Here is a 23,199-nt window from a genome sequence, read left to right on the forward strand (position 1 = left end):
GAATTCACGAATTGTAAGAAAGTGTGGTCCTGATCATTGTCGATTTACACTGATTATCTGGTTCTGGGGCTGGGGGGAATGGGCAGCAGTGCGTTGTACCATCTGGCGCGTCGTGGTCTAAAGGTACTGGGTATTGAACAGTTCGGAGTGGCCCATGATCGGGGAAGCTCACACGGCGATACTCGGATCATTCGTAAAGCCTATTTTGAGCATCCCAATTATATTCCCTTATTACAGCGTGCCTATGAATTATGGCGTGAGCTGGAGCAGGAATCAGGAAAACAACTCTTCAATCCCTGCGGCTTAATGGTGGCAGGTCCTCCTGAGGGCGAAGTCATTCAAGGCGTGCATCTGGCTTCCCGGTTGTATGATGTCGCAGTTGAGAAAGTCTCTGCCGCTGAAACGGCAGCGCGATTTCCCGGATTTCAAATTCCGGACGGATTTGAAGTAACGCATGAACCCGAGGCCGGTTTTCTGTATGTGGAAGAATGTGTGCGGACTCACATTGAGTGTGCAGAGCGGCACGGAGCGCAGGTTTCTCTTAATGAGAAAATTCAATCGGTAACGGTTAACGACCAGATGATTGAAGTCAAAACCGAGGCACAACACATCATTGCCTCCAGGTTGATAGTGACGGCAGGTGCCTGGAGCAGTGCGTGTCTGCAGGAACTAAATCTGCCGCTGGAAGTCGTGCGAAAGGTCCTGTTCTGGAACCCGGTTCAGCAGCCTGTTTACAATCTGGATCAAGGGAAGGGAGGCTTCTTTTTTGATATGCCGTTCGGTGAGTTCTACGGGTTTCCCTCACTGGATGGGATGACCGTCAAGCTTGCTGAGCACGGAGGAGGAGAGCTGATTGTTGATCCGAATCATTTGAATCGGGAATTACAGGCAACGGATGTGTCCGCGGTTGCCCGTTTTATCCGCGAAGTGATGCCGGGCCTGGAGCCTGAACCTGTGCGGCATGCGACGTGTATGTATACGCGGACTCCTGACGGGCATTTCATCGTTGATCGGCACCCGCAAAATCAGGGGGTCGTGTATGGTGCAGGTTTTTCCGGACACGGATTCAAATTCGCTTCGGTCATCGGAGAGATTCTAGCCGATCTGGCAATAGAGGGGCGTACGGCGCACCCCATCGAATTTCTTGCGGCAAACCGTTTCTCTGATGGCTAAGATCAGTCAGCGGGAGTCGTGGGCAGAATGTGGCCCATTTTGTCGCGTTTGGTCTGCAGGTAGAACTCGCGATCTTTATGTGGCGGCGCGACGATGGGGACTTGCTCCACCACTTCCAGATCGAAGCCGGTATAGACATCGGAGTCGGTTTTTTTAGGGTTGTTGGTCAGCAGACGGACTTTGGACAATCCCAGGTCTTTCAGGATCTGAACTCCGACGGTGAAGTCGCGGCTGTCTGCTTTAAAGCCCAGTTTAATATTGGCTTCGACGGTATCATAACCCTCATCCTGCAAGACGTAGGCTTTCAGTTTGGGAATCAGGCCAATCCCTCGTCCTTCCTGAGGAAGATAAACGACAGCACCCGCCTGTTCCTGATAGATCGCGGCCATTGCTATATGCAATTGGTCTCCGCAATCACAACGCAAGGAGTCGAGCAGGTCCCCCGTAAAACAGGAAGAGTGCATTCGCACCAGCGGTGCTTCGACGGAAGAGAGATCTCCCCAGACCAATGCCACCGGTTGCTGACTTTCATGTTCGACCGAATAACCAATGACTTGAACCGTGCCATAGTTTTTGGTGTTGATGGGAACTTCCACTTCACGATGCACCAGTTTTTCGCTGATGTAACGGTGGCGAATGACTTCAGCTGTGGAAATCATGGGGATATCAAACTTCTTTGAAATGGCCTGCAGTTCCTCGGCATCCGCCATTCCGTAGTCTTTCTGGCTGAGGATTTCAATCAGCACACCTACCGATTTTAATCCAGCCATATGTAGCAGGTCACCTGTCGCTTCTGTATGACCGGCACGGCGTAGGATGCCTCCTTGTTTTGCCAGCAGGGGATGGATATGCCCGGGGCGGACAAAATCAGTCGCTTGAGCATTTTCATCGCTCAACGCACGGATCGTGATGGCACGGCATTCCGCACTGACGCCGCTGCCACTGTCCTTATGATCGATGGGGATCAAAAACTGGGTTTTATTGGGCGCAGTGTTTTCTTCCGGGCCAACAATAGGATTGAGCTGCAGGCGGTCGGCGACTTCATCCGGAAGGGACACACATAATTCACCGCTTCCGTGCCGGAGCAGGAACTGCACAATCTCTGGTGTGATGGCTTCGGCGGCGACGATAAAGTCGCCTTCATTTTCCCGTTCACTGGAGTCTGTCACGATCACAGGCTTGCCAGCCCGCAATTGTTCGAAGACGTGCTGGATGTTGGAAACGGGGAGTTCGGTGTTTGCAGGATCAGCCATGGGAATGTTTTAAAGCCATCTGGGATGTAGGTAATGAAGCGAATTTACAAAAATTCCCCCGAGGGGAACTCCTGCAGCAGAATCTGTGCTAGCTTTTATTCTATAGAAGAGACTTTTGCAGGCAATCTAAGAAATCTTGTTTTTGAAAGAACAGTGTGATTCCCTTCAAATAATATCGCATCAAGGGCTGTATTAAAGAGGTAACCGCATTTTAATGATTGTGCCGGTATTTGGAATTTTCTGGTATTGGACGCTCAGTCTGGCTGATAACAAACAGTAATGTCAGGTTGGTTGAGTTCGTTTTTGTGATGTGTCATGTGGACAAAATAACAGGTTCGTGTCGGTCGGCTGGCTAAAACGTTGACAATTCAATAAACTTTGATACATTGAAGTATCAGGAAAAGTACATTTGATAAATGGACTTGGACTGTTCCACAAAAATCAACCAGGCAGTCGAGTACTGATTGGTTAACTTACCTAAAAAAGCTTCCCTTACAAACCAGCCATTTAACAAGCGTTTTCAAATAATTTGCTACTTTGAAAAGGTCTGTTTGTAATCACGCCAAACAGCATGCTGTCAGACCTGAAGTAAAAAACAAAACCAGTTACACAGGAGTTGATGTATGGATTTCCGAATCACAGGCTCTCGGACGCCCCTTATCCTTATGCTATGTGGAGTGCTGACTCTGTTTCTTGTTTCTGGTAGTGGTGCGGCGAATGCGCTGGCGGCACCTGCCGCTGATGCAAAGGTCGATTTTAAAGAAATTCAAATCGGCCCTCATCCGGGGGAAAAAGAACTGCTTCTGTTAAGAGGCCCCGATTCGCGACAGCAGGTGTTTGTGACCGGTGTCTTGCCGAATGGCAAATTACAGGACCTGACACGGGATGTGACTTATGCCATCACACATCAGAATATCGCTTCGATTTCGAACGATGGTTATATCACCCCTCATAAAGATGGTCAGACTCAATTAAAAGTAACCACGAAGAATGGCAAGACTGCTTCCATTCCGGTTTCGATCCAGGGTATTGCGACACCTGAGGCGATCAATTTCAAAAATCAGGTCGTTCCTATTTTTACCAAGTTGACCTGTAACAGTGGTGGATGCCACGGGAAAGCCAGCGGACAGAACGGTTTTAAATTGTCATTGCTCGGTTTTTATCCAGAAGACGATTTTGAATTCCTGGTCAAAGAAGGCCGGGGACGTCGTTTGTTTCCAACATCGCCTGCCGAAAGTCTGTTGTTGACCAAAGGGACCGGAGTCACGCCGCACGGTGGTGGCAAATTGATTAAGCCCGATTCTTATGAGTACCGTCTGCTCTATCGCTGGATTGAACAGGGCATGCCTTATGGTAGTGACAAAGACCGGACGGTTGCTTCGATTACCTGTTTTCCTCCGACCCGTACAATGGGACAGGAAGCCGAACAGCAAATTTCTGTGATTGCCACCTATTCCGATGGTTCGACCGAAGATGTGACGCGGATGGCTCTGTTTGAAGCCAACGATACGGAAATGGCGGAAGTCAATAAAACAGGTTTGGTCAAAACATTAAACCTGTCTGGTGAAGTCGCCATCATGGCTCGATACCAGGGGCAGGTTTCGACGTTCCGTGCGACAATTCCTCTGGGAATTCAGATTGCTTCGTTACCCGAATCCAAAAATCTGATTGACGAAGCCGTCTTCAATAAACTGAAAGTATTGGGAATTCCTCCCTCACCAGTTGCCAACGATTCTACGTTCATGCGACGCGTCTATATCGACATCACGGGAACCACACCCAGTGAAGAAGAAGTCAATGTATTTCTGGCTGACAAAGATCCTGCCAAACGGGATAAGCTGATCGATCGTTTGATTGACAGCCCTGCATATGCAGATTACTTTGCCAATAAATGGAATATGGTTCTACGGAACAAGAAGCTGCAGCCCGTTGATATTGCAGGCACGAATGCCTTCTATCAATGGATCTGGAACAGTCTGTACGAGAATAAACCTTACAATGAGTTCGTCGGGGAGATTCTTTCTGCTTCAGGTGAATTCCGACAGAACCCCGCTGTGGTCTGGTACCGCGAAGTCAATACTGTCGAAGAACAAGTTGAAGATACCGCGCAGTTGTTTCTAGGATTGCGTATTCAATGTGCGCGTTGTCATCACCACCCCTTTGAAAAATGGAGCCAGAATGACTATTACGGTCTGGCAGCCTTCTTCAGCCGGGTGGGAACAAAAGATCCGACTGCCGGATCAATCGGAACACGTGGTTTCCGTGATAAACGCGTTTTCCATAAAGAGGGTGCTGCCACCGCGAAGAATATTCGCTCGGGAGAAAATCTGAAACCGACGGCTCTGGGAATGCAGCCTCTGGATCTCAGCCCGGAGCGTGATCCCCGGGTCGCGCTGGTACAATGGTTATCTCGCACCGACAATCCGTTCTTTGCGAAGGCATTGGTCAATCGCTACTGGAAACACTTCTTCGGTCGAGGAATTGTGGAACCCGAAGATGATATGCGGGCGACGAATCCTCCTGCCAATCCGGAGCTGCTGGATGGTCTGGCAAAACACTTTGTCGAAAGCGGCTTCGATATGAAGGAACTGGTACGTGCCATCTGCCGTTCCAATGCCTATCAGCTCAGTTCGCTGCCGAATGAACATAACCTGAAGGATAAGCAGAATTTCTCCCGTTATTATCCCAAACGACTGACGGCAGAAGTGTTGTATGATGTCTTCCATCAGGTCACAAATTCGACGCAGCGGTTCTCAGGACTTCCTGCAGAAACCAAGGCGATTCAGATTACAGATGCGACTTCGGCTCCTTACTTCCTGAAAGTGTTCGGGCAGCCTCAGGCAGATACCGCTTGCGAATGTGAACGTTCGCAGAGCGCGAACCTCGCTCAGAGTCTGCACCTGCTGAATAGTAAAGAAGTTCAGGATAAGATCACCGGCGGTGCCAGCCGTGCGGCAATGCTAGCCAAGGATACGAAGCGATCGAATGAGGAAAAAGTAAAAGAATTGTATCGCTGGGTTTACTCCCGTGCACCTCAAGAACAGGAAATGAAATTCGCACTCTCCTATATTGAGCGGCATAAAGAAAAGCCTCAGGTTGCCTACGAAGATATCATCTGGGCTTTGATCAATACCAAAGAATTCCTGTTTAACCACTAAATTTGAATTCCGATAAAAGTCTCTGAAATTCAAGCTGACAGCTATTTTAGGTTTAGACAATGGTTGTCAGCTTTTTTACAATAAAGTTAAGATAGCCTGTGGCTCCGGTTCTTTTGTAAAGAGCCGGCGCTGCTTGCGGGCTCCCTCCTGAATTCCTCCCAGAAACTTCCATCCAGAAAATTGGTAGCAGTATTATGACGCATACGCGATTTTTTGACCGACGTCGTTTATTTGCGAAGGTTGTTTGTTTTCTTGTCGCAGGAATTGGTTCGTACTGTTTGACGAACCTTCAGACCATCCAGGCACAATTGCCTCAAATAACTGTGTACGCCGTCTTTCCTCCAGGAGGTCAAAAAGGCCAGACTGTAGAAGTAAAGGTGACGAATGGCAAAGATCTGGAAAAACTGGACTCACTCTGGTTCAGTCATCCAGGAATCAAAGCTGTTTCCAAGATGCAGGACAGCAACGGGAAAAAGACACCGGTCGCCAATACCTTTCTGGTTACGGTTGGCAAAGAAGTACCCGTCGGCGTGTATGATGTCAGAGCACATGGTCTGTATGGACTGAGCAACCCACGTTCGTTTGTTGTGGGCGATCTAGCCGAGAAGGCAGAAGCAGAGCCGAATAATAAACCCGACCAGGCAACCGCCGTTGCCATGGATTCCGTTGTGAATGCGGGCCTGCAAGGGGCCACCGACGTCGATTATTTTTCGTTCCCCGGCAAAAAGGGAGATAAGGTTTCCATTGACTGTCGGGCCGCTCGTATCGATTCGCCAATGGTTGCCGTCGTCGCGCTGTACGGCCCCGACAAAAAACGTCTGGCCAGCGAACGTGATACCTTTCGCAACGACCCTTATATCAATTTAACACTGCCTCAAGATGGCACGTATCAGGTAAAAGTGTATGACCTGACCTACTCTGGTGGGGCACAACATATTTATCGCTTGAGTGTGCATAAAAAACCGCATATCGAATTCATTATGCCCCCCTCTGGAACGCCGGGGACGACTTCAAATTACACATTGTTCGGCTATAACCTGCCGGGCGGAAAAATCTCGGATTCGAGTATCGGCGATGAGGCTCTTCAGGAAGTACAGGTTTCCATTGCCCTGCCTGCGAAACCAACTACGTTGGAAATGGGAGAGCATGGCTTTCCGCATGAAGCGAGTGCAGATGGGTTTTCCTATGTCTGGGAATCACCGGCCGGAAGTTCAAATCCGATGACGATCTTCTTTGCGGAAGGAAAAATCGTTCGCGATGAGCAGACGAAAGAAGAAACCTTAAGCATCCCTGGAGAGCTTGTCGGTCAGTTTGAAGCGAAAAATGATGTCGATACCTTTCGCTTTACCGGTAAGGCCAAAGAGAAGTATTCGATTGAAGTCTTTGGGCAGCGAAACGGAATTGTGATGGACCCGGTGATTGTCGTTGATCAGGTGGTTAAAGATAAAGAGGGTAAAGAAACATTCAAACGTCTGGCTAATGTGGGAGCGACCAGTGTCTTTCCGGATCTGGGCGGCAAGTTATTCGATACGCGAACCGATGATCCTTACTATCTGTTTACCGCTCCCGCTGATAGTGAATACCGGGTAACATTGCGTGATCTTCAGTTTGAAACACGCGGCAATCCTCGCTTGGTTTATCGGGCGGTACTGAGGCAGCCCAAACCTGATTATCGTCTGGTGGCATTGCCCCTGAATCCACAAGCTGTCAATACCGGCGGCGCTCCCGCCGCGATCGCTCTGCGAAAAGGGGACTGCTTCAAAATCTCCGTGATGGCGTTAAGGCAGGATGGCTTTAATGAAACGATTGATCTTTCGGTTAAAGGCTTACCAGCTGGCGTGATCTGTAAAGCGGCCAGTATTGGTGCCGGCAGTAATAATGCTGAGATGATTATTCAGGCCGATGAAACAGCAAAAAAATGGTTGGGACAGATTCAAATTGTCGGCCAGGCTGCAGGCCCCGATGCCAAGAAACTGGAGCGAGTCGCCCGTGCGGCAACGGTATTGCGTCCCGTGGCTGTCAATATTCGTGCGGAATCTCGAATCACACGTTCGCTGGGATTATCTGTGATTGATGAAGTCGCCCCGTATCAGGTGGTGTCGGATGTGGCAGAAGTCAAAGTGAATCAGGGGCGACAGATTCTGGTCCCCGTCAAAGTTGTAAAGCGGACGGGTTTTGATAATGCCGTCGCGCTCGTTTGGAATGGGGTTCCCAAAAACAGCAATATTACGACACAGAATAAAACGATTGCTAAGGGGAAACAGGACGAATTATTCCAGATATTCGTTAACAATAATGCGAAGCCGGGCGTGTATACGACTTATCTGCAGTCGACCGTTGATGTCTCTTACCGCCGTAACCCCGGTCAGGTCGATGAAGCCAAGAAAGTACAGGCTGAACTGACAAAGAAATTGACCGACGCGCAGGCCGCTCTGGCTGCTGCGACGAAGAAACGAGATGAGATCGCCAAAGCGTCTGATAAGACTGCCGAGCAAAAGAAAGCGGAGCAGGCCAAAGCGGAAGCGGAAGTCAAAGCGGTAACCGCAAGTGTCAAAGCAGCCGATACAGCGAAAAAAGCGGCTGATAAGAAGGTGGCCGCCGCGGAGAAAGCGGCTGCTCCCAAGACCGTGAAAGTGTATGCTCCTTCGACGCCTTTGGTAATCCGCGTCACTCCGGCACCTGTCACTCTTACTTTGAATGTTCCTGGTGGTGGCGCAGTGAAGAAGGGGGCGGCGATTGATGTCAAAGCGACGATCAAACGGATCAATAATTTTAAAGGACCTGTGGAATTAACGTTACCTCTTCCCCCCGGTGTGAAGGGAGTGACCGCAACCACAGTTCAGATTCCTGCGGATAAGACCGAAGTCACAATTCCGATTAAGGCTGGTGCGGATGCCACTGAAGGTGATCTGGCGAATATGGTAGTGCGGGCGAAAGCCGACTTCCAAGGGGAAGCCTTAGTTGATGCACCGATCAAGTTAAAAGTAACCAAGTGATTGTAACGCACTCAAGATAATATTTCAGATTCAGAACAAAGACAGTTGGTCGTTTTTTCAACTGTTGCAACAGTGATAACAGAGGGGCACGTTATGCGGAACCGGTTTGCTAATTTATGTGTAGTGTTAGCTGCAGTTTTTGCCGCTGGAAGTTTTGCAGTGGCGGATGAAAAACCGATCAAACCTGCGAAAGTAGAGTTGGGACGTCCTGTCAGCTTTGAGAAAGATGTTTTTCCCATTCTGGATGCCAATTGCATTGCCTGCCACAACGTTGCGAAAAAAGAAGGTTCGCTCGTTCTGGAAAATGTCGAAGCGTTGATCAAGGGCGGAGACAGCGGTGCTTCTGTGGTGCCTGGAAAACCAGACGAAAGCTACCTCTATAATGTCGCAGCCCGCGTCGAAGAAAGTTTCATGCCTCCGCTGCCAAATAAGGTGGGCGCCAAAGCGTTGACACCTCAGCAGGTCGGCATTCTGCGTCAATGGATTACTGAAGGGGCCAAGTCCAGTGGGAAGTCTGCGGATGCGGGCGTTGCCTGGCAGTCTTTACCACCCGGTTTGAACTCAATTTATGCGACCGCACTTTCTCCCTGGTCACGCTATGCAGCAGTCGGACGTGCAAATCGAATTGCCATCTACGACCTGACATCTGGAATCGAAGCAGCCACGTTGAACGATCCCGCTCTGGTGAAGTTACAAAAGGACGGAAAACCGTTTTATCCACAAGGAGCAGCACATCGGGATTTCGTGCATTCGCTGGCGTTTAATGCTGATGGCAGCCTGCTTGCTTCAGGCGGTTATCGGGTTGTCAAACTCTGGAAAAAATCCATGGGTAATGTCGTCAAGAAAATGGATCTTCCGACAGCAGTCACCGGTATGGCATTGAATGCAGACCGTAGTGTGCTGGCTGTCGCGACCGCCGACAATTCTGCTTCCCTCTGGAAATTGCCCGAAGGAAAGAAACTGGTCGATTTAAAAGGTCACGCTGGCGAAATCAAAGGGCTAGCGTTTACTCCAGATCGTTCGAAAGTGGTAACGTCTTCTGCCGATCAAAGTTTGCGGGTCTGGAATGCCGCCGATGGAAAGCAGATTTCCACAATGAAAACTCCAGCAGTCATTAATTCATTGACTGTCAGTAAAGACGGTGCTCAGGTCATCGCCGGTGCTGCGAACAACATTGTTTATGTCTGGCCGCTGACGATTCCTGCTCCTAAAGAAGGAGAAAAAGCACCGGAAGTTCCCGCCGCTCTGTATGAGTTAAAGGGACATGCCAAGCCTGTCACATCTGTCAAACTGGTACTGCCAGCTGGCACGCAACTGGTTTCGGGTAGTGAAGACGGTACCGTCCGTATTTGGGACCTAAATGGCAAAAAGCAGATTCGCTCGATCAACCATGGAGCGCCTGTGACGGACGTTGATGTCAGCCCCGATGCTAAGAATCTGGTCTCAGTTTCCGTGAATGGGACCGGAAAGATCTGGCAGTTGAGTGATGGCAAAATGCTGAAGGAATTTCGTGGTGATTTGTCTAAAGAACATCAATTGATTCTGGCGACAGAAGCACAGACCGTTGAAAAGCAAAAAGTTGCTTTAGGAGATGCTGCTGTTAAAGCTGCTGACAAGAATGTCAAAGATCGTGAAGCAGAACTGAAAAAACGGACCGAAGAATTAGCGGCTGCGAAAAAGGCTTTACCGGAAGCCAAGAAAAAGGCCGATGAATCTGCTAAGAAAGTGGAAGTAGCCAAGGCAGAGCAGGCGAAGTTATTGGCCGATCACAAGAAAAAAGGTGAAGACGCTGTCAAAGCGGCCAATACGCAAAAAGCGGCTGCTGATAAAGCGGTTGCTGACTCGGATGCAAAACTGAAGCAGATCAACCAGCAGAATCAGACCGCGATTGCCGCTGTTGAGAAAGAGGCGGCTGCAGCAAAGAAGGCATTAGATGATGCCAACGCGGTCAAGCCTGATCCGAAAGATAAAACCGCTGAGCAAAAGAAGAAGGACGCCGTTGCCAACGCAAAGACCGCCTTTGACGCAGTGCAGAAGAAGTTGGCTGCTGCAAAGCAGAAAAAAATAACCGATGAAAAACAGGCAACGCAAGTTGTCCAGACAGCAAAGCAGGCAGTGCCAAAAGCAACTGCTGCGGTCACGGCTGCAACGAAGCTGGCTGCTTCCAAGCCTGATACCAAAGCTGCCGACAAGAAAGTGACTGACGCTGAAGCGGAATCGAAAAAACTGGCTGACGCGGCTACAGCGGCAGAGAAGAAGATTGTCTCTTCGGAGCGTTCTGTCAAAGTCGCCGGCACGACTCTGACAAAGATTAAAGGTCAACTTGCTGATCGAACCAAAGAGAAAGCTGCTGTAGATGCATCGGCTAAGCTACTTGATGCGGCTCTTGCGGAAGCAAAAAAACAGGCAGCCGTTCTGACTCCACTCAAAGCTATTGCTTTCTCTGAAGATGGGAAACAGGTTGTGACTGGAGATGATAGTCACAAAGTGCGTGTTTGGGATGTGGCTACCGGTAAAGAACTGGATACGTTAGCCGGTCATACCGCAGCTGTTTCTTCTGTTGGTTACGCGTCCAAAACAACGGTTGTTTCCGGCAGTGCTGATAAGACGGTTTTGATTCAAAGTATTCAACCCGTCTGGTCGCTAATCGCACAGTTGGGCGCTGATGCCAAAGACCCGATGAAAGTAGGTAGCTCGCCAATTTCTAATCGGGCGCTTTGTCTGGACTTCAGTCCGGACGGAAAGATGCTTGCTGTTGGTGGCGGAGATCCTTCACGGAGTGGTGAAATCATACTATGGGATGTCGCAACAGGTAAAGTGGTCCGGAAACTCGAGAATGCTCACAGTGATACCGTATTGGGTGTGAAGTTTTCTCGTACTGGAAAATCTTTGTTGACCGGTGCTGCCGACAAATTTGTGAAAATCTTCGATGTGGCTACGGGCAAGTTTGTGAAGTCGTTTGAGGGGCACACACATCACGTACTGGATGTTGCCTGGAAAGCAGATGAATCCACCATTGTCAGTTCGGGAGCCGACAATGTGATTAAGGTCTGGAATATTGAAACCGGCGAACAGAAACGCACGATTTCCGGTTATTCTAAACAGGTCACATCAATTAGCTTCCTTGGCTTGGGAGATAGCATTATCAGCGGTGGCGGCGATAAAACCGTTCGCATGCATCTGATCACCAATGGTAAAAATGTCCGCAATCTGGGTGGTTCTACCGACTACGTATATAGCGTCGCCGGTAGCCGGGACGAGACGATTGTAATTGCCGGTGGCGAAGATGGAATCATGCGAGTCTGGGATGCGAAAACGGGTAAGCTGCTTCACAGTTTTAATCCGCCCGCTGTCTCTGGAAATCAGCAGGCCAGTGCCGGAAAATAAGCGTTTTTGAGTAGATAGACGTGCTGAATGTTTTCTTCAAGCGGCTGTGCGAGATTTTCTCGTAGAGCCGCTTTTTTCATGCATTTTAATTGATGTGATCGGCTGAAAACCACCACCTGATTGCACTGTTCCTGCGGACCGATTATATTCGCAGACACACTTGAAACTTGTAAGAAATCAGCAGGAACCATCTCATCATGTCTGAACAGTTAAGTAAACGTCTTTTCGCAGAACTCGAGAGTCTCGTTCTGATCGACTCGCATACGCATATCAATCCTCATTCTGCCGCCTCGACCACTTTGGCAGATATCATGGGGTACCATTACTATACCGAGCTGGCCCACTCAGCGGGTCTTGCCAAAGAGTTGATTGAAGAACCAGGCATTGATCCCAAAGAGAAGGTGGGGCGGCTGGTCACTCAGTTGGGCGATCTGGATAACACAATCCAGCTTAGCTGGCTGCTGGATATCTGCAGTGAATTCTTCGATTTTCAAGAGGATGCGATTACCGAATCCAACTGGGAGAAGCTCTACGATACAGCTGCAGAGAAAATGGCACAGCCCGACTGGGAGCAACAGGTCTTAAAGCAGAGTGGTCTTGAGAAGGTCTTTTTGACGAATGATTTTGATGACCCTTTGGAAGGCTTTGATACAAATCTGTATGTCCCTTGTCTGCGGACGGATGATCTGGTGTTTCATCTGGCAAAGAGTGAAACGCGGGAGCGTTTGGCAAAAGCTACAAAGATGGATATCGGTTGTGCCAGTACGTTAAAAGGAGCAATTGGTGAGCTATTCGCGCATTTCACAGCGAAAGGGGCACGGGCCTGTGCGATTTCATTACCGCCTGATTTTTCACCTGTTGCTATAACTGCGGATCAAGTCGATTCCGCTGTCAGGTCACTCTTTGCCGGCAATGAAATTACTTGTGAAGAGTCAAAAACGGTCAGCCAGTTTGTGTTCTGGACCCTGGCAGAATACTGTGCTGAGCACCAGTTGCCATTCGACTTGATGATCGGCGTAAATCGTCGCGTCTATGAAGCGGGCGTTTTTCAGGGGCAGGATCTGTATGACAAACGGACTTCACTGATCCAATACAAAGAATTGTTCAATGCATTTCCGAATGTGACGTTTCCCGTGTCTGTATTGACGAGTACCAGTAATCAGGAACTGGTCAGTTACAGCTGGATCTTTCCAAACGTTGTCATTAATGGACACTGGTGGTATTCGAATACCCCTGCGTTTATTACGTTTGATTGCAAGAGCCGTCTGGAAGCGGTGCCAAAAACAAAGCAGATCGGTTATTACAGCGATATGTACAAGCTCGAATTTGCCTTGCCTAAGTTCCGCATGTATCGTCGCGTGTTGGCGAATGTATTAGCCAGCGATTTTGTAATGGGCCGCAACTGGTCTGAACAGCGTGCCGTAGATCTTGGAAAACTGGTTCTGCGTGGGAACGTGGAGACCATTTTTGGTTGTTAATCGGGGGGTTCGATGTCTTAACGCGATTGCATCAGGGACAATCGAGCCTTAAAATAACAAGCGTATTCCGTTTTAAATCACGTCTTTCATCGATTCATCATAAAGGTTTCAAATATGGCTACCCTGGTCATGCTGCAAGCCGGTCAAGCTGTCAATTATCCTCTTTCCAGAGAGGAATCGTCGGTGATCGGCCGGCACCCGGATTGCCAGATCCAGCTTGATTCGAATATGGTGTCTCGCCGACATGCGCAAGTGGTGGGCGAGGGTGATCAGTATTTCGTGGAGGACCTGGGCAGTGGAAACGGGACGTTCGTTAACGGCAAGAAAACTGAAGGCCGCACGCAACTGGCTCATGAGGATCGATTGAAAGTCGGTCCGATATTGTTTCGCTTTGAGGCTGACCAAAAGAATAAAGCGAAAAAGAGCTCCATTGTTTCGGCAGTCGATTCGCGCTTCGACTTCGGGTATTCGTCGGATGATGAGGGCGATGGTTCCGCAACGATCATGGGGGCGATCTCCGGTGCTGGTGGGTTTGGAGGTCTGGATGTACGTCCTGAGTCCAAGTTAAAAGCGATGATTGAAATCAGTCGCAGTCTGGCAGGGACCGTCGATCTGGAAAAGCTGCTGCCGCGAGTTCTGACGACGCTGTTTCATATTTTCCCGGCAGCAGACCGGGGTTGTATTTTGCTCAAAGATGAAGCGACTGCAGAGATGGTTCCCCGTGCATTCAAGCATCGACGCGAAGGGGAAGATGCAACGGTCAAATTGAGTCGAACAATTGTGAATAAAGTACTGGAAGAAAAATCAGGGATCTTATCAGCAGATGCCGCCAGCGATTCCCAATTCGATGCCAGTGAGTCGATTTCGAATTTGTCCATTCGTTCGATGATGTGTGTGCCGATGATGGGACTTTCCGAAGAACCGATCGGCATCATTAATATTGATACCCAGAATCCACTCAAGCAGTTTCAGGAAGAAGATCTGGATCTGTTGATGTCCGTCGCCGGGCAGGCAGCACTCTCTTATGAAAGTGCGCGGCTGATGTCTTCTTATATGGAGAAGCAGAAGCAGGACAATGAGATGGACATTGCCCGAGGCGTGCAGCAGGGGCTGCTACCCAGTTCAGTGCCCGAAGTCGACGGATACGAATTTTTCGCTTCTTATCATTCGGCACAGGCTGTGGGGGGCGATTACTACGACATTTTCGAATTGCCTGACGACAAAATCGGGCTTTCGTTCGGAGATGTCGCGGGTAAAGGCGTGCCCGGTGCGATGATTATGGCCCGCATCTCGAGTTGTGTTCAGAATACGATGCGGTTCGTGCATGAGGCGGGCCCGGCCGTGGAAGCAATTAACGATCATATGTGTGACAGCGCGGTAGAAGGCCGGTTTGTGACCTACGTGCTTGTGATTCTGGATACGCGCAATCATCGTCTCTCCCTGGTGAATGCGGGGCATATGTCACCGATGATTCTAAAGCCGGATGGCTCTCTTGATGAATTTCCGGAAGAGAGTATCGGAGTGCCGATTGGGGTGATGGAAGGGTACCCCTACGAAGTGGCCGAACGAGATTTGGCACCTGGGGAAATCGTCGTGCTGTTTACAGATGGCGTGGATGAAGCCATGAATCCCGAAGGGGAGTTGTATACTCTGGATCGAATGCGAGAATTTATCAAAGCCAAACGTGATAAAAATGCCGCGGAATTAGGAGAGGCATTACTTGCGGATGTCAGACGACACGCCAACGGTCGGCCGCAGAACGATGATATCACCATAATGACATTCGGGCGTGTTTCCTGAAGAATGCAGTTTTCTGTTCAATCAACCTGATGGCCTTACCATGTCTGCCAGCCTGTTTTTGCAAAATAATGGCAACTCTTCCAGACTGGAAATCAAGGGGAAGCAGGTCACTCTGGGCCGCCATCCTGATTGTGAGGTCTGCCTCAAGTCCAACACAGTTTCGCGGTACCACGCACGGATCTCGCTGATCGAAGAGGGGCTATATCAACTGGAAGACCTGGGCAGTGGCAATGGTACGTTTATCAATAATGTGCTTGTGAGAGCTCCAATCGAACTGCAGTCCGGCGATCAAATTTCCATCGGCCCGTTTCTCCTGGAATTTTCCAGTGATGCCGAATATGAAAATAACCAGCAGGAAGGACTGTTGACTTCATACGGACTGATTCCTTCTCTGAAAAACGTTTCGGTCAGGCCACCTTCCAAAGATAAATCGACCATTTTGAGAGCGGCTGGAACCAATAGCGATTTGAATCAGTTTCAGATCAAGCCGGAAATTAAATTGAAAGCAATTCTGGAAATCAGCCGCACGGTTGCTTCCGCGTCTGACTTGGATTCGATGGCTGAGAAGGTTCTGGAAGGGTTGTTTCATATTTTTCCTGCCGCCGACCGGGGCTGTATTTTATTACGCGATCGAGAGAATCTGCGATTTTTCCCCAAAGCTGTGCGTCATCGGCGTGAGAATGATCACGATGCCCTGCAGCTCAGCCGCACGGTTCTCAAAGCAGTGACGGATAATAAAACGGGCGTGCTCTCTGCGGATGCGGCCAACGACGAACGGTTTGTAAAAAGTGAGTCGGTCTCGGTGCTGACGATTCGTTCTATCTTATGTGCGCCGATGCTGGGGTTGGATGGTGGTGTGATCGGGATTATCAACCTGGACACGCAGCTTGCCGGCCAGATGTTTTCGGAGGATGATCTGGACCTTCTGATGGTGATTGCCGGTCAGACGGCGCTTTCGTATGAAAGTGCCCGATTGATGATCTCGCATGTGGAAAAGCAGCGGTATGATAATGAAATGGAGATTGCGGCCCGCGTTCAGAAAGGGCTCTTGCCGGCCAAAATTCCTCAGGTTACGGGTTATGAATTTTTTGCATCCTACGAGGCGGCGCGCGCGGTTGGCGGCGATTATTACGATTTTATTCAGCCAGAAGATATTCTGATCTGGTTTGCGTTGGGGGATGTGGCCGGGAAGGGAGTGCCCGCGTCGCTGGTGATGTCACGCGTGTGTAGTGCGGTTCGCAGCACAGTTGAATTTGTGACGGATGTGACAGATGCGGTACATCGTGTAAATCATCATATTGATGAAGCGGCCCATGATGGGCGGTTTATCACGTTTATTCTGGGACAGATTGATCTCACACAGAACCTGATTTCCTTTGTCAATGCCGGCCATTTGAATCCTCTGCTGTTAACAGCGAATGGGAAACTGACAGAACTGGCCGCCGACCAGCCCAGTGTGCCACTGGGCGTGATGGATGATTATGAATATCAGGCGATCCAGCATCGACTCAATCCAGGCGAGCAGTTGATCCTGTTTACCGATGGCATCACCGAAGCGATGAACGAAGAACGCGAGCTGTTTGGGATGGATCGTCTGAAAGCGGCGATCCTGAAATCCAAGTCGAATCCCCACAAACTGGGCACTCATATTTTGCAAGCGGTGAAAACGTTTGCTGGTCAATCTGAGCAGTATGATGATATGACACTCGTCATCATTGGCAGAGTTCAGGGCTGATTTCATCCGGACTGAATCTATCCAGGCGCATAAAAAAAGTGAGACGCGGGGGGAATGCGTCTCACTTTTCGTTTTCAACACTGACCTTTGAGAAATGAATCTCTACAGGCAAATGTCGGTTGGTTCTGCTACTTTACGGTATCCCATGCTGTGCAATACTTCGAGCACTTCACTCCAAGTAGGAAATTGACGGCCGCTACGTCTTTTGTAGTCGTCCATAGCCTTCATGAAGTCGACTTCATGGTCGCTATAGTCGCGTTCGCACGTTGTGGGATCGATCTGCCGACGTCGTTCTATTTTACGTTGATCGACGACTTCATGCTTTTCATGAATGGCTTCTTTTTTGGTGGTCGCGTTTCTTCTGCCTGAACGACGACGGTCGACGACTAATTCTGACGGGGGATCTAGTTGTTTTACCATGTTAAAATATTGCCTTTTTCGAGGGGAGTAAGTTTGCCTGAAATTGTTTGTATGGGACGAACAGCGATCAATAACCAATGTAAAACTGGATCCACATAATATTGATTTGCAATCGTTATCCCTGCGTCTTCAATTTCAGCTTCACAATTATTTGTGAAGAATTGATCCACAATGCCAAAAAATTTCTGGCCAGGGAAAGAATGTGGAGCTAACCTTACTCTATTATTCCCACATTAAATCGGGTTGGGTGGTTTGTTTAAAATAATTAACACTGATAAGGGGAAGAGACATTGCCGATTGCGTAGTTATCCCGATTGTTCTGATTTTAGGGTAGGGATTCCGAGGCGATGTTCAGAATTGTGTACAGAATCAGGGATTTGAGGAGCGCATGTAGCGAGATCAAAACCTAAAGCAACGCGCAATGAATGAAAACACAATTCTCACCTCGGCTTCAGACTAGTTCGTCGAATCGAGAGAGCCTAAGCCCATGATGATACGGACCTGGGTTTTCTGAAGCCCCGCTGCCAAGAAGAGCCCGTCAAAAGACTGGAGCAGGCTTTTTAAGCCGGAGAGCTTTTTGCGGCCTTTCTCAATGTCGCCGCCTTGTCCTTTCGCCAGTTGCTCCGCCAGGAAGTCAGAATTCTGATCGATGAACGCTCTGATGGAAGAAATGTTCAGGAAACACAGTTGCTTTTCTTCCTGGAAAAATGTTTCTTTCCAAGTCTGGAACAAGGGGAGCGCCGCGAGGCTTTCTTCCGATTTCAGAGTGAAGAATTCTCTGACCAGTTCCGGCGAGCTGGCAAACACAATTTGTTGTTCATTGATTCCGTAAGCAGGTTGGTAAGGTCCGAGACTGTCAATCCAGCGCATTTGATACAGGTCATGCTCTTCCATTTTTAAGACGGATGGGGAAACATCCTGTTTGAGGTGAGCATTGTGATGCGCCAGCATGCTATTCATCAAAAAATTTGCGACATTTTCGAGGGCGGCCTGATATTGAGACTTGCTTGTCTCTACTGCTGGCTGACCGGGAGACGCGAGCTGCAAGGCAACCAGCCCGTCGAACGAAATCGCATCAAAGGAAAGTTCTTTGCGTGGTACCGAATAGAAGAGGACATTTGGGCCGAGGGCTTTTGAGAATTCCGTGACCGGATCGAGGCCTCCCAGGAGGCCGATGCTGACAGCACGGAACTTCTGCCATTTTTCCGGATTTTTATCCGCATAAAAGTCGACAATTCTCTGAGTGAGTAAATGAACGTTAAGTTGGCCGCAGAGGACTGCCAGTGCCTTTTTGGGAACCAGCGTGTATCTCTCTGGTATCTCTGCCGGGATTCGCAAGACATCCAGTAACGGCAGGTTAATCGCTTCTGAATTGAACAGGATGATGGTTTCCAGCGCCACGGTATTTTTGAGATGCAGCCCAACAATCAGGCCTTCCGTTTTATGCCACCAGTTGACGACGCCTTGCTCGACTTCGTTTTTGGGCGGTTTTATATGTTCATCCCAGATGCGTGGATTCAGAAAGAGCGAGCTAGTCATATTCGGAGACAATTTTGATTGTGCCCGCTGATAGATTTTTAGATTGAACAAGCTCGATTGAGTATCCCGGGGCTGTTTTTTGAGAGTCTGTTTCACGTACAAATCGACAGCCGACTGCAGAACCCGCTCATTCTCAGTGACCACGAGCGTGCGTTCGAGAAAGGTATAATAAATTTTGGGGGCTGTATCAGAGGCAGCCGCCGATTGACTGGCGATGAAGCAGGGCACATCCTGATAGGTTATCAAAGTGACCTCGACGCCTGTTTTTCTGAACCAGCTTTCGAACAGCTTTTTAGTGGTGTTTGCCTCTTTGACATTGGCTAACAGGAGCAGGGAAGGGCTTTGTTTGGGGCCATTGTTAAAAACGGCCAGCCCCACCGATTCGCCAAACAGGCTATTGAGCAGTGGCAGCAGACGTTGTTCCGTGACTGATTCAATATCGTGCAAACCCTTTTTGAGGTTTTTCACATCCTGACTCTGTAACCAGGACTGAAAGACTTGTGTCTGTTGAAAGCGGATCACTACAGGGGAAACCAGAAATTGTTTCAAATGCGCATTCAGATCGGTGGCTTCGACATAGACGCCTGCCTTGTTATCAACCAGCTGGCTGAGCGGGGCATCAGCAGCGGCAGATACTCTGCTAACGGAAGTAAAGATCACTGATACCAAAACCGTCACAAGGACTGTTAATTTCATAACAGGCTGGCGGTGTTTTGCGGGATATTGTTTTATAGGCTGCATACTTGGGTGCACTCCCGGTAAGTCTTAAACGTTGGTATCAGGAAAATGAAATCTTATTTTGGAACAGAGTGTTTTTAAATTCTCGTTGATTCTTCGGGAACGGAATGCAGAATGAAATTCCAGGCATGGCTGATCTGATCTTTCAGTGGCTGCATTTCGTGGTTGATATCATCGACCCAGTTTGAATCATCAGTCACAACGTGATCTGTTTCAGAAGCTGGACGTGTGACGGGAACCAGACTCACGGCTTCGGTCATCGTGCCGGCAGTACTTTGTGCCAGTCCCCAGGATGCCGCGCCTGCGTTACGCAATAACTGGTTGAAACTGTGATTGGGAGTTGGGGCTTTGACGGCAGGTGTCTGCGGGGCTGGGATGATATCTGTGTTCGTAGCGATGGAATGGGGGGGCACCACTTCAGGCTGATCCCCAGAGAATTTCAGAGACACGGCGATCAGCAACGCCGCGGTAGTAAGCAGGCTACCATACAGCCATCGCGCAGATGATCGCGGGTTTCTGTCTGGCAGAGACTGGGTATTGTCAGGCAGCGTAGTTTCCTGTCTGGTGTGGTCCGGAGCATCGAGTTGTGACATGACTGCCTCAACCAGATCGATTTCCGGCAGATCCTGTTTCCAAGCAGGTAAGGTATGTTCGACGATCAGGAAGTCTTCCCAGACTCTCTGGTGCTCCGGCGATAAGTTCGCCAGGTTTTCCAGTCTGGTACGTTGATCAAAATTTCGAGTTTCGATCATGCCTTCAAGTTCTGATTGATATTCAACGAGATTCATGTCTGACCTCTGGTACAATTCCACGCTGTCTTAATGTTGACGCCAGTTCCTGTCTGGAGCGGTGCAACCATGTTTTGATGGTCCCTTCCGGTCTCTCCAAAATGTCTCCGATTTCCTGACAGCTCATATTATCCTGATGAAATAAAATAAAACACGTGCGATGATCTTCGCGTAACAGGTTGATGGCTTTCTGAAGTTCTTCACCAAGATCTTGCAGTTGTTCTGGTGATTGACTGACTGCCAGTTCGGAGGCAAACTCTGTGGGAACGGGGCGTTTGGACCGTTTACTCAGGAATGTTCGGCATCGATTGGCGGCGATTGTCAATAACCAGGGTTTTAATGTTCGGGTGGGATCCCATTGATGAAGACTGCGAAAGGCTCGCACAAAGACTTCCTGCGCCACATCCTCGGCGTCTTGTCGATGTCCGAGCATACGATAGCAGAGTCCAAAAATCGGACTTTGAAATCGCGCCACAAGTGCGCGCATCTCCTCTGTATTACCTTCCAGGCAACTTCGGACTTGCGCCGCATCTTCTTCATTCACGGAGAAATCCCGTTATGTCATTCATTGCAGCCGCCGATTGCAGGGATTCTTGTTCTGACTGCAATCGAAACGGCATTGCGGACTACTGAAATTTGAAGCAAAACCTCAGGCCATTCAATTAAATATACCAATTAATTCGAGCAGAGGTTTCAGAAGGGGTCAAGAAAATTCGGAATAGGCGACTGGGTGTGTACTAAGGTATATTTTGTTTCAAAAGAAATACCGAGCGAAAAAGTGAATGCGATTAATCCACGAAGAAAATGAAATAGACAGATCTTACGGAACGCAAGTTTCATAAGTATTTGTGAGGATAGGTCTTAAGTGTTTTGGTTGTGTTCTGCATTCTCATGCAAACACGTTCATTCTCTATGATTTTAACATGTGCTACAGGAATCTTTGTTCGAAGCCGGTGCCGGTAAAAAACAGTTGTGATTACAGCATCGCACGACGTTTCGGGAAAAACTGCAGTGGGATGCGTTCCTGATGAACCATCGGCATTAGCGGTTGAGTAGATATTTCCAGCGACTTATAACGAAAAGACAATACTGGAAGCGGAGGTCAGTGACTCAGGAGTAAATTAGTTTACATTTGATTTGAATCACAAATCATGTTCTTGAGATCTCCGTAGAATTGGCAGCGGCCGGGTTAATCCTTGGTTGTTGCAAGCAGCAATACGAGCTGGATTCTGATGAATTCGGCTCGTTATAATTCTACGATTGCAATATTCAGCTTGTACCGCGAAGCGTCCCGACTTAGATCTGTAACAGGTTTAGATACAGAGCAGCGGCTGGTTTTTATTGTTTTTTAATACTCTCCCGTGCCAGAATGCGTGCTTGCTTGAAAGCATGCTTGATGGTATAGGCCCGGGCTTCAACCTGCTCTTCGGTGTAGTACTTGCCGTGGTCGCTTTCGGGTAGCCCTGCCAGTGACAAGGTAAGAGGCAGGAGATCGAGAAACTCACGGTACCGGCGCTGGATATCACTGCTGGCGTTGGCTGAATCATTCACTGAAAGCGTCTCCCTCTTTTTCTGGCATCATGGTTCGCAAAATTAAACTGAAACTCCAAGTTGGACGTGAGTTCGTATCAACAGTCATCCGTCACCGAATTCAGGCCACGGACTTCATGGATCAAACCTTACGCCCTCCCCATCTTCTTCAGCCTTGATTCTCGCAAAGGCAATTCAGAAAAGCAATGGGAACCCCAGAGAATGCCGTGGGCAATATCAGGATTCGGTTTTCTAAAAGACGAACGAACGGTTCTTGTCCAATGTCAGATCGAGTGACGTCGAATCATTCAATTCGATGCAGAGAGAGAACGGCGTACTTGAAGAGGTAGCCACAATTACTCTTTCTTTTTGAGGCCGGTTTCTTCAGGTGGCGGCAGTGTTACCGGCGGTAGTTCAGGGGCCGCTGGCTCGTCTTGCTGTTCTTCAGGTGGCGGCTGCTGAGGGTAACCTTGAGGCGGCATCTGGTACTGTTGTGGATATGCCGGCATCGGCTGCTGTGGATATCCCTGTTGCGGATAGTACTGTGGCGGCATCGGGTAGGGGTATTGCTGTCCCGGTGGCATTTGCTGTGGCGGATATCCGTATTGTTGCGGCGGATAGCCTGCCTGCTGTGCTGCCTGTTCGTAAGCCTGCTGTGCCTGTTTCTGCTGTTCAGCAGACAGGATCTGGGTATCTCCTTCGTAGACTTCGGGGTTAGCAGGAGCAGGTGTTTCCGGAGTAGGAGTGACTTCAGGCGCTGCCGCGTCTTCCGGTTTGTGAACGGGAATATCAAAGACAGTATCTGACCCGGTGAGAATTTCATCACTGGGAGCTGCTGCTTCCGGCGTGTTTTGTGCTTGTTCTGTATTGGCAGAATGTGAAATCAGAATTTCAAAATCGAGTTTACCTATCTGGATTTTATCTCCGTGTGAGAGTTGGACCTCACCCTTAATGCGTTTGTCATTGACGAGTGTGCCATTCGTACTGCCGAAATCGCGCAAACGTACGCTATACTCATCAACGCTGAAGACACAATGATGCCGACTGACCATGTCGCTGTTCGGGCGCAGGTGACAATCTTCTTCGCGGCCGATTAAGAACTTTTTGCCTTTGATGGGAATTTGTTTTCCATCATGACGACCGCCAATTACCTTCAACGAAAGCTGCAACATAAATCGTTCACTCCATAGGTTTCATACAGAAC

14 protein-coding genes are annotated in these 23,199 nt (G+C 49.1%); 7 read left to right on the forward strand and 7 right to left on the reverse strand.

Annotation, left to right across the window (positions count from 1 at the left end; all coding sequences use genetic code 11):
- Window positions 1-36: 36 nt before the first annotated feature.
- Window positions 37-1,173: an N-methyl-L-tryptophan oxidase gene (gene solA / locus AAC022_RS08275; protein WP_339730014.1), complete on the forward strand. Its 1,137-nt coding sequence runs from the start codon at window positions 37-39 to the stop codon at window positions 1,171-1,173.
- Window positions 1,174-1,175: 2 nt separating this feature from the next.
- Here the strand turns inward: solA and ribA are convergent, their stop codons facing one another.
- Entirely contained in the window at window positions 1,176-2,426 is a 1,251-nt protein-coding gene (gene ribA / locus AAC022_RS08280) for a GTP cyclohydrolase II (protein ID WP_339730016.1), read from the reverse strand.
- Between the two features lie 623 nt (window positions 2,427-3,049).
- Here ribA and AAC022_RS08285 point away from each other — a divergent pair.
- The 6 genes from AAC022_RS08285 (at window position 3,050) to AAC022_RS08310 (ending at window position 16,980) form a co-directional block, all read left to right on the forward strand.
- Entirely contained in the window at window positions 3,050-5,584 is a 2,535-nt protein-coding gene (locus tag AAC022_RS08285) for a DUF1549 domain-containing protein (RefSeq protein WP_339730018.1), read from the forward strand.
- A gap of 194 nt (window positions 5,585-5,778) precedes the next feature.
- A complete protein-coding gene (locus AAC022_RS08290) occupies window positions 5,779-8,580 on the forward strand; it encodes a pre-peptidase C-terminal domain-containing protein (protein WP_339730021.1) in 2,802 nt (933 codons plus the stop codon).
- Window positions 8,581-8,739: 159 nt separating this feature from the next.
- On the forward strand, window positions 8,740-11,967 hold the full coding sequence (locus AAC022_RS08295) for a c-type cytochrome domain-containing protein (RefSeq protein WP_339730023.1): 3,228 nt from the start codon (window positions 8,740-8,742) through the stop codon (window positions 11,965-11,967).
- A 197-nt stretch (window positions 11,968-12,164) separates the two neighbouring features.
- Window positions 12,165-13,445, forward strand: coding sequence for a glucuronate isomerase (locus tag AAC022_RS08300; protein WP_339730027.1), 1,281 nt, complete (start codon window positions 12,165-12,167; stop codon window positions 13,443-13,445).
- A 114-nt stretch (window positions 13,446-13,559) separates the two neighbouring features.
- A complete protein-coding gene (locus AAC022_RS08305; protein ID WP_339730030.1) occupies window positions 13,560-15,245 on the forward strand; it encodes a SpoIIE family protein phosphatase in 1,686 nt (561 codons plus the stop codon).
- Between the two features lie 40 nt (window positions 15,246-15,285).
- A complete protein-coding gene (locus AAC022_RS08310) occupies window positions 15,286-16,980 on the forward strand; it encodes a SpoIIE family protein phosphatase (protein ID WP_339730032.1) in 1,695 nt (564 codons plus the stop codon).
- A gap of 102 nt (window positions 16,981-17,082) precedes the next feature.
- On the opposite strand, the gene AAC022_RS08315 is transcribed toward AAC022_RS08310, so the two are convergent.
- The 6 genes from AAC022_RS08315 to AAC022_RS08340 form a co-directional block, all read right to left on the reverse strand.
- Window positions 17,083-17,400 carry a hypothetical protein gene (locus AAC022_RS08315; protein WP_339730034.1) on the reverse strand — a complete coding sequence of 106 codons (318 nt, stop codon included), beginning with the start codon at window positions 17,398-17,400 and terminating at the stop codon, window positions 17,083-17,085.
- Window positions 17,401-17,856: 456 nt separating this feature from the next.
- The gene (locus tag AAC022_RS08320) at window positions 17,857-19,680 is read right to left on the reverse strand and encodes a DUF3352 domain-containing protein (protein WP_339730036.1); all 1,824 of its coding nucleotides are present in this window, start codon (window positions 19,678-19,680) and stop codon (window positions 17,857-17,859) included.
- A gap of 74 nt (window positions 19,681-19,754) precedes the next feature.
- Window positions 19,755-20,465 carry a hypothetical protein gene (locus tag AAC022_RS08325; RefSeq protein WP_339730038.1) on the reverse strand — a complete coding sequence of 237 codons (711 nt, stop codon included), beginning with the start codon at window positions 20,463-20,465 and terminating at the stop codon, window positions 19,755-19,757.
- On the reverse strand, window positions 20,452-21,009 hold the full coding sequence (locus tag AAC022_RS08330) for an RNA polymerase sigma factor (protein ID WP_339730040.1): 558 nt from the start codon (window positions 21,007-21,009) through the stop codon (window positions 20,452-20,454). The genes AAC022_RS08325 and AAC022_RS08330 overlap by 14 nt, the downstream gene beginning before the upstream one ends.
- Window positions 21,010-21,803: 794 nt before the next feature.
- Entirely contained in the window at window positions 21,804-22,016 is a 213-nt protein-coding gene (locus tag AAC022_RS08335) for a hypothetical protein (protein ID WP_339730042.1), read from the reverse strand.
- Window positions 22,017-22,351: 335 nt separating this feature from the next.
- On the reverse strand, window positions 22,352-23,167 hold the full coding sequence (locus tag AAC022_RS08340; protein ID WP_339730044.1) for an FHA domain-containing protein: 816 nt from the start codon (window positions 23,165-23,167) through the stop codon (window positions 22,352-22,354).
- Between the last annotated feature and the right edge of the window lie 32 nt (window positions 23,168-23,199).

It is taken from the genome of uncultured Gimesia sp. (assembly GCF_963976445.1).
Lineage (GTDB): Bacteria > Planctomycetota > Planctomycetia > Planctomycetales > Planctomycetaceae > Gimesia.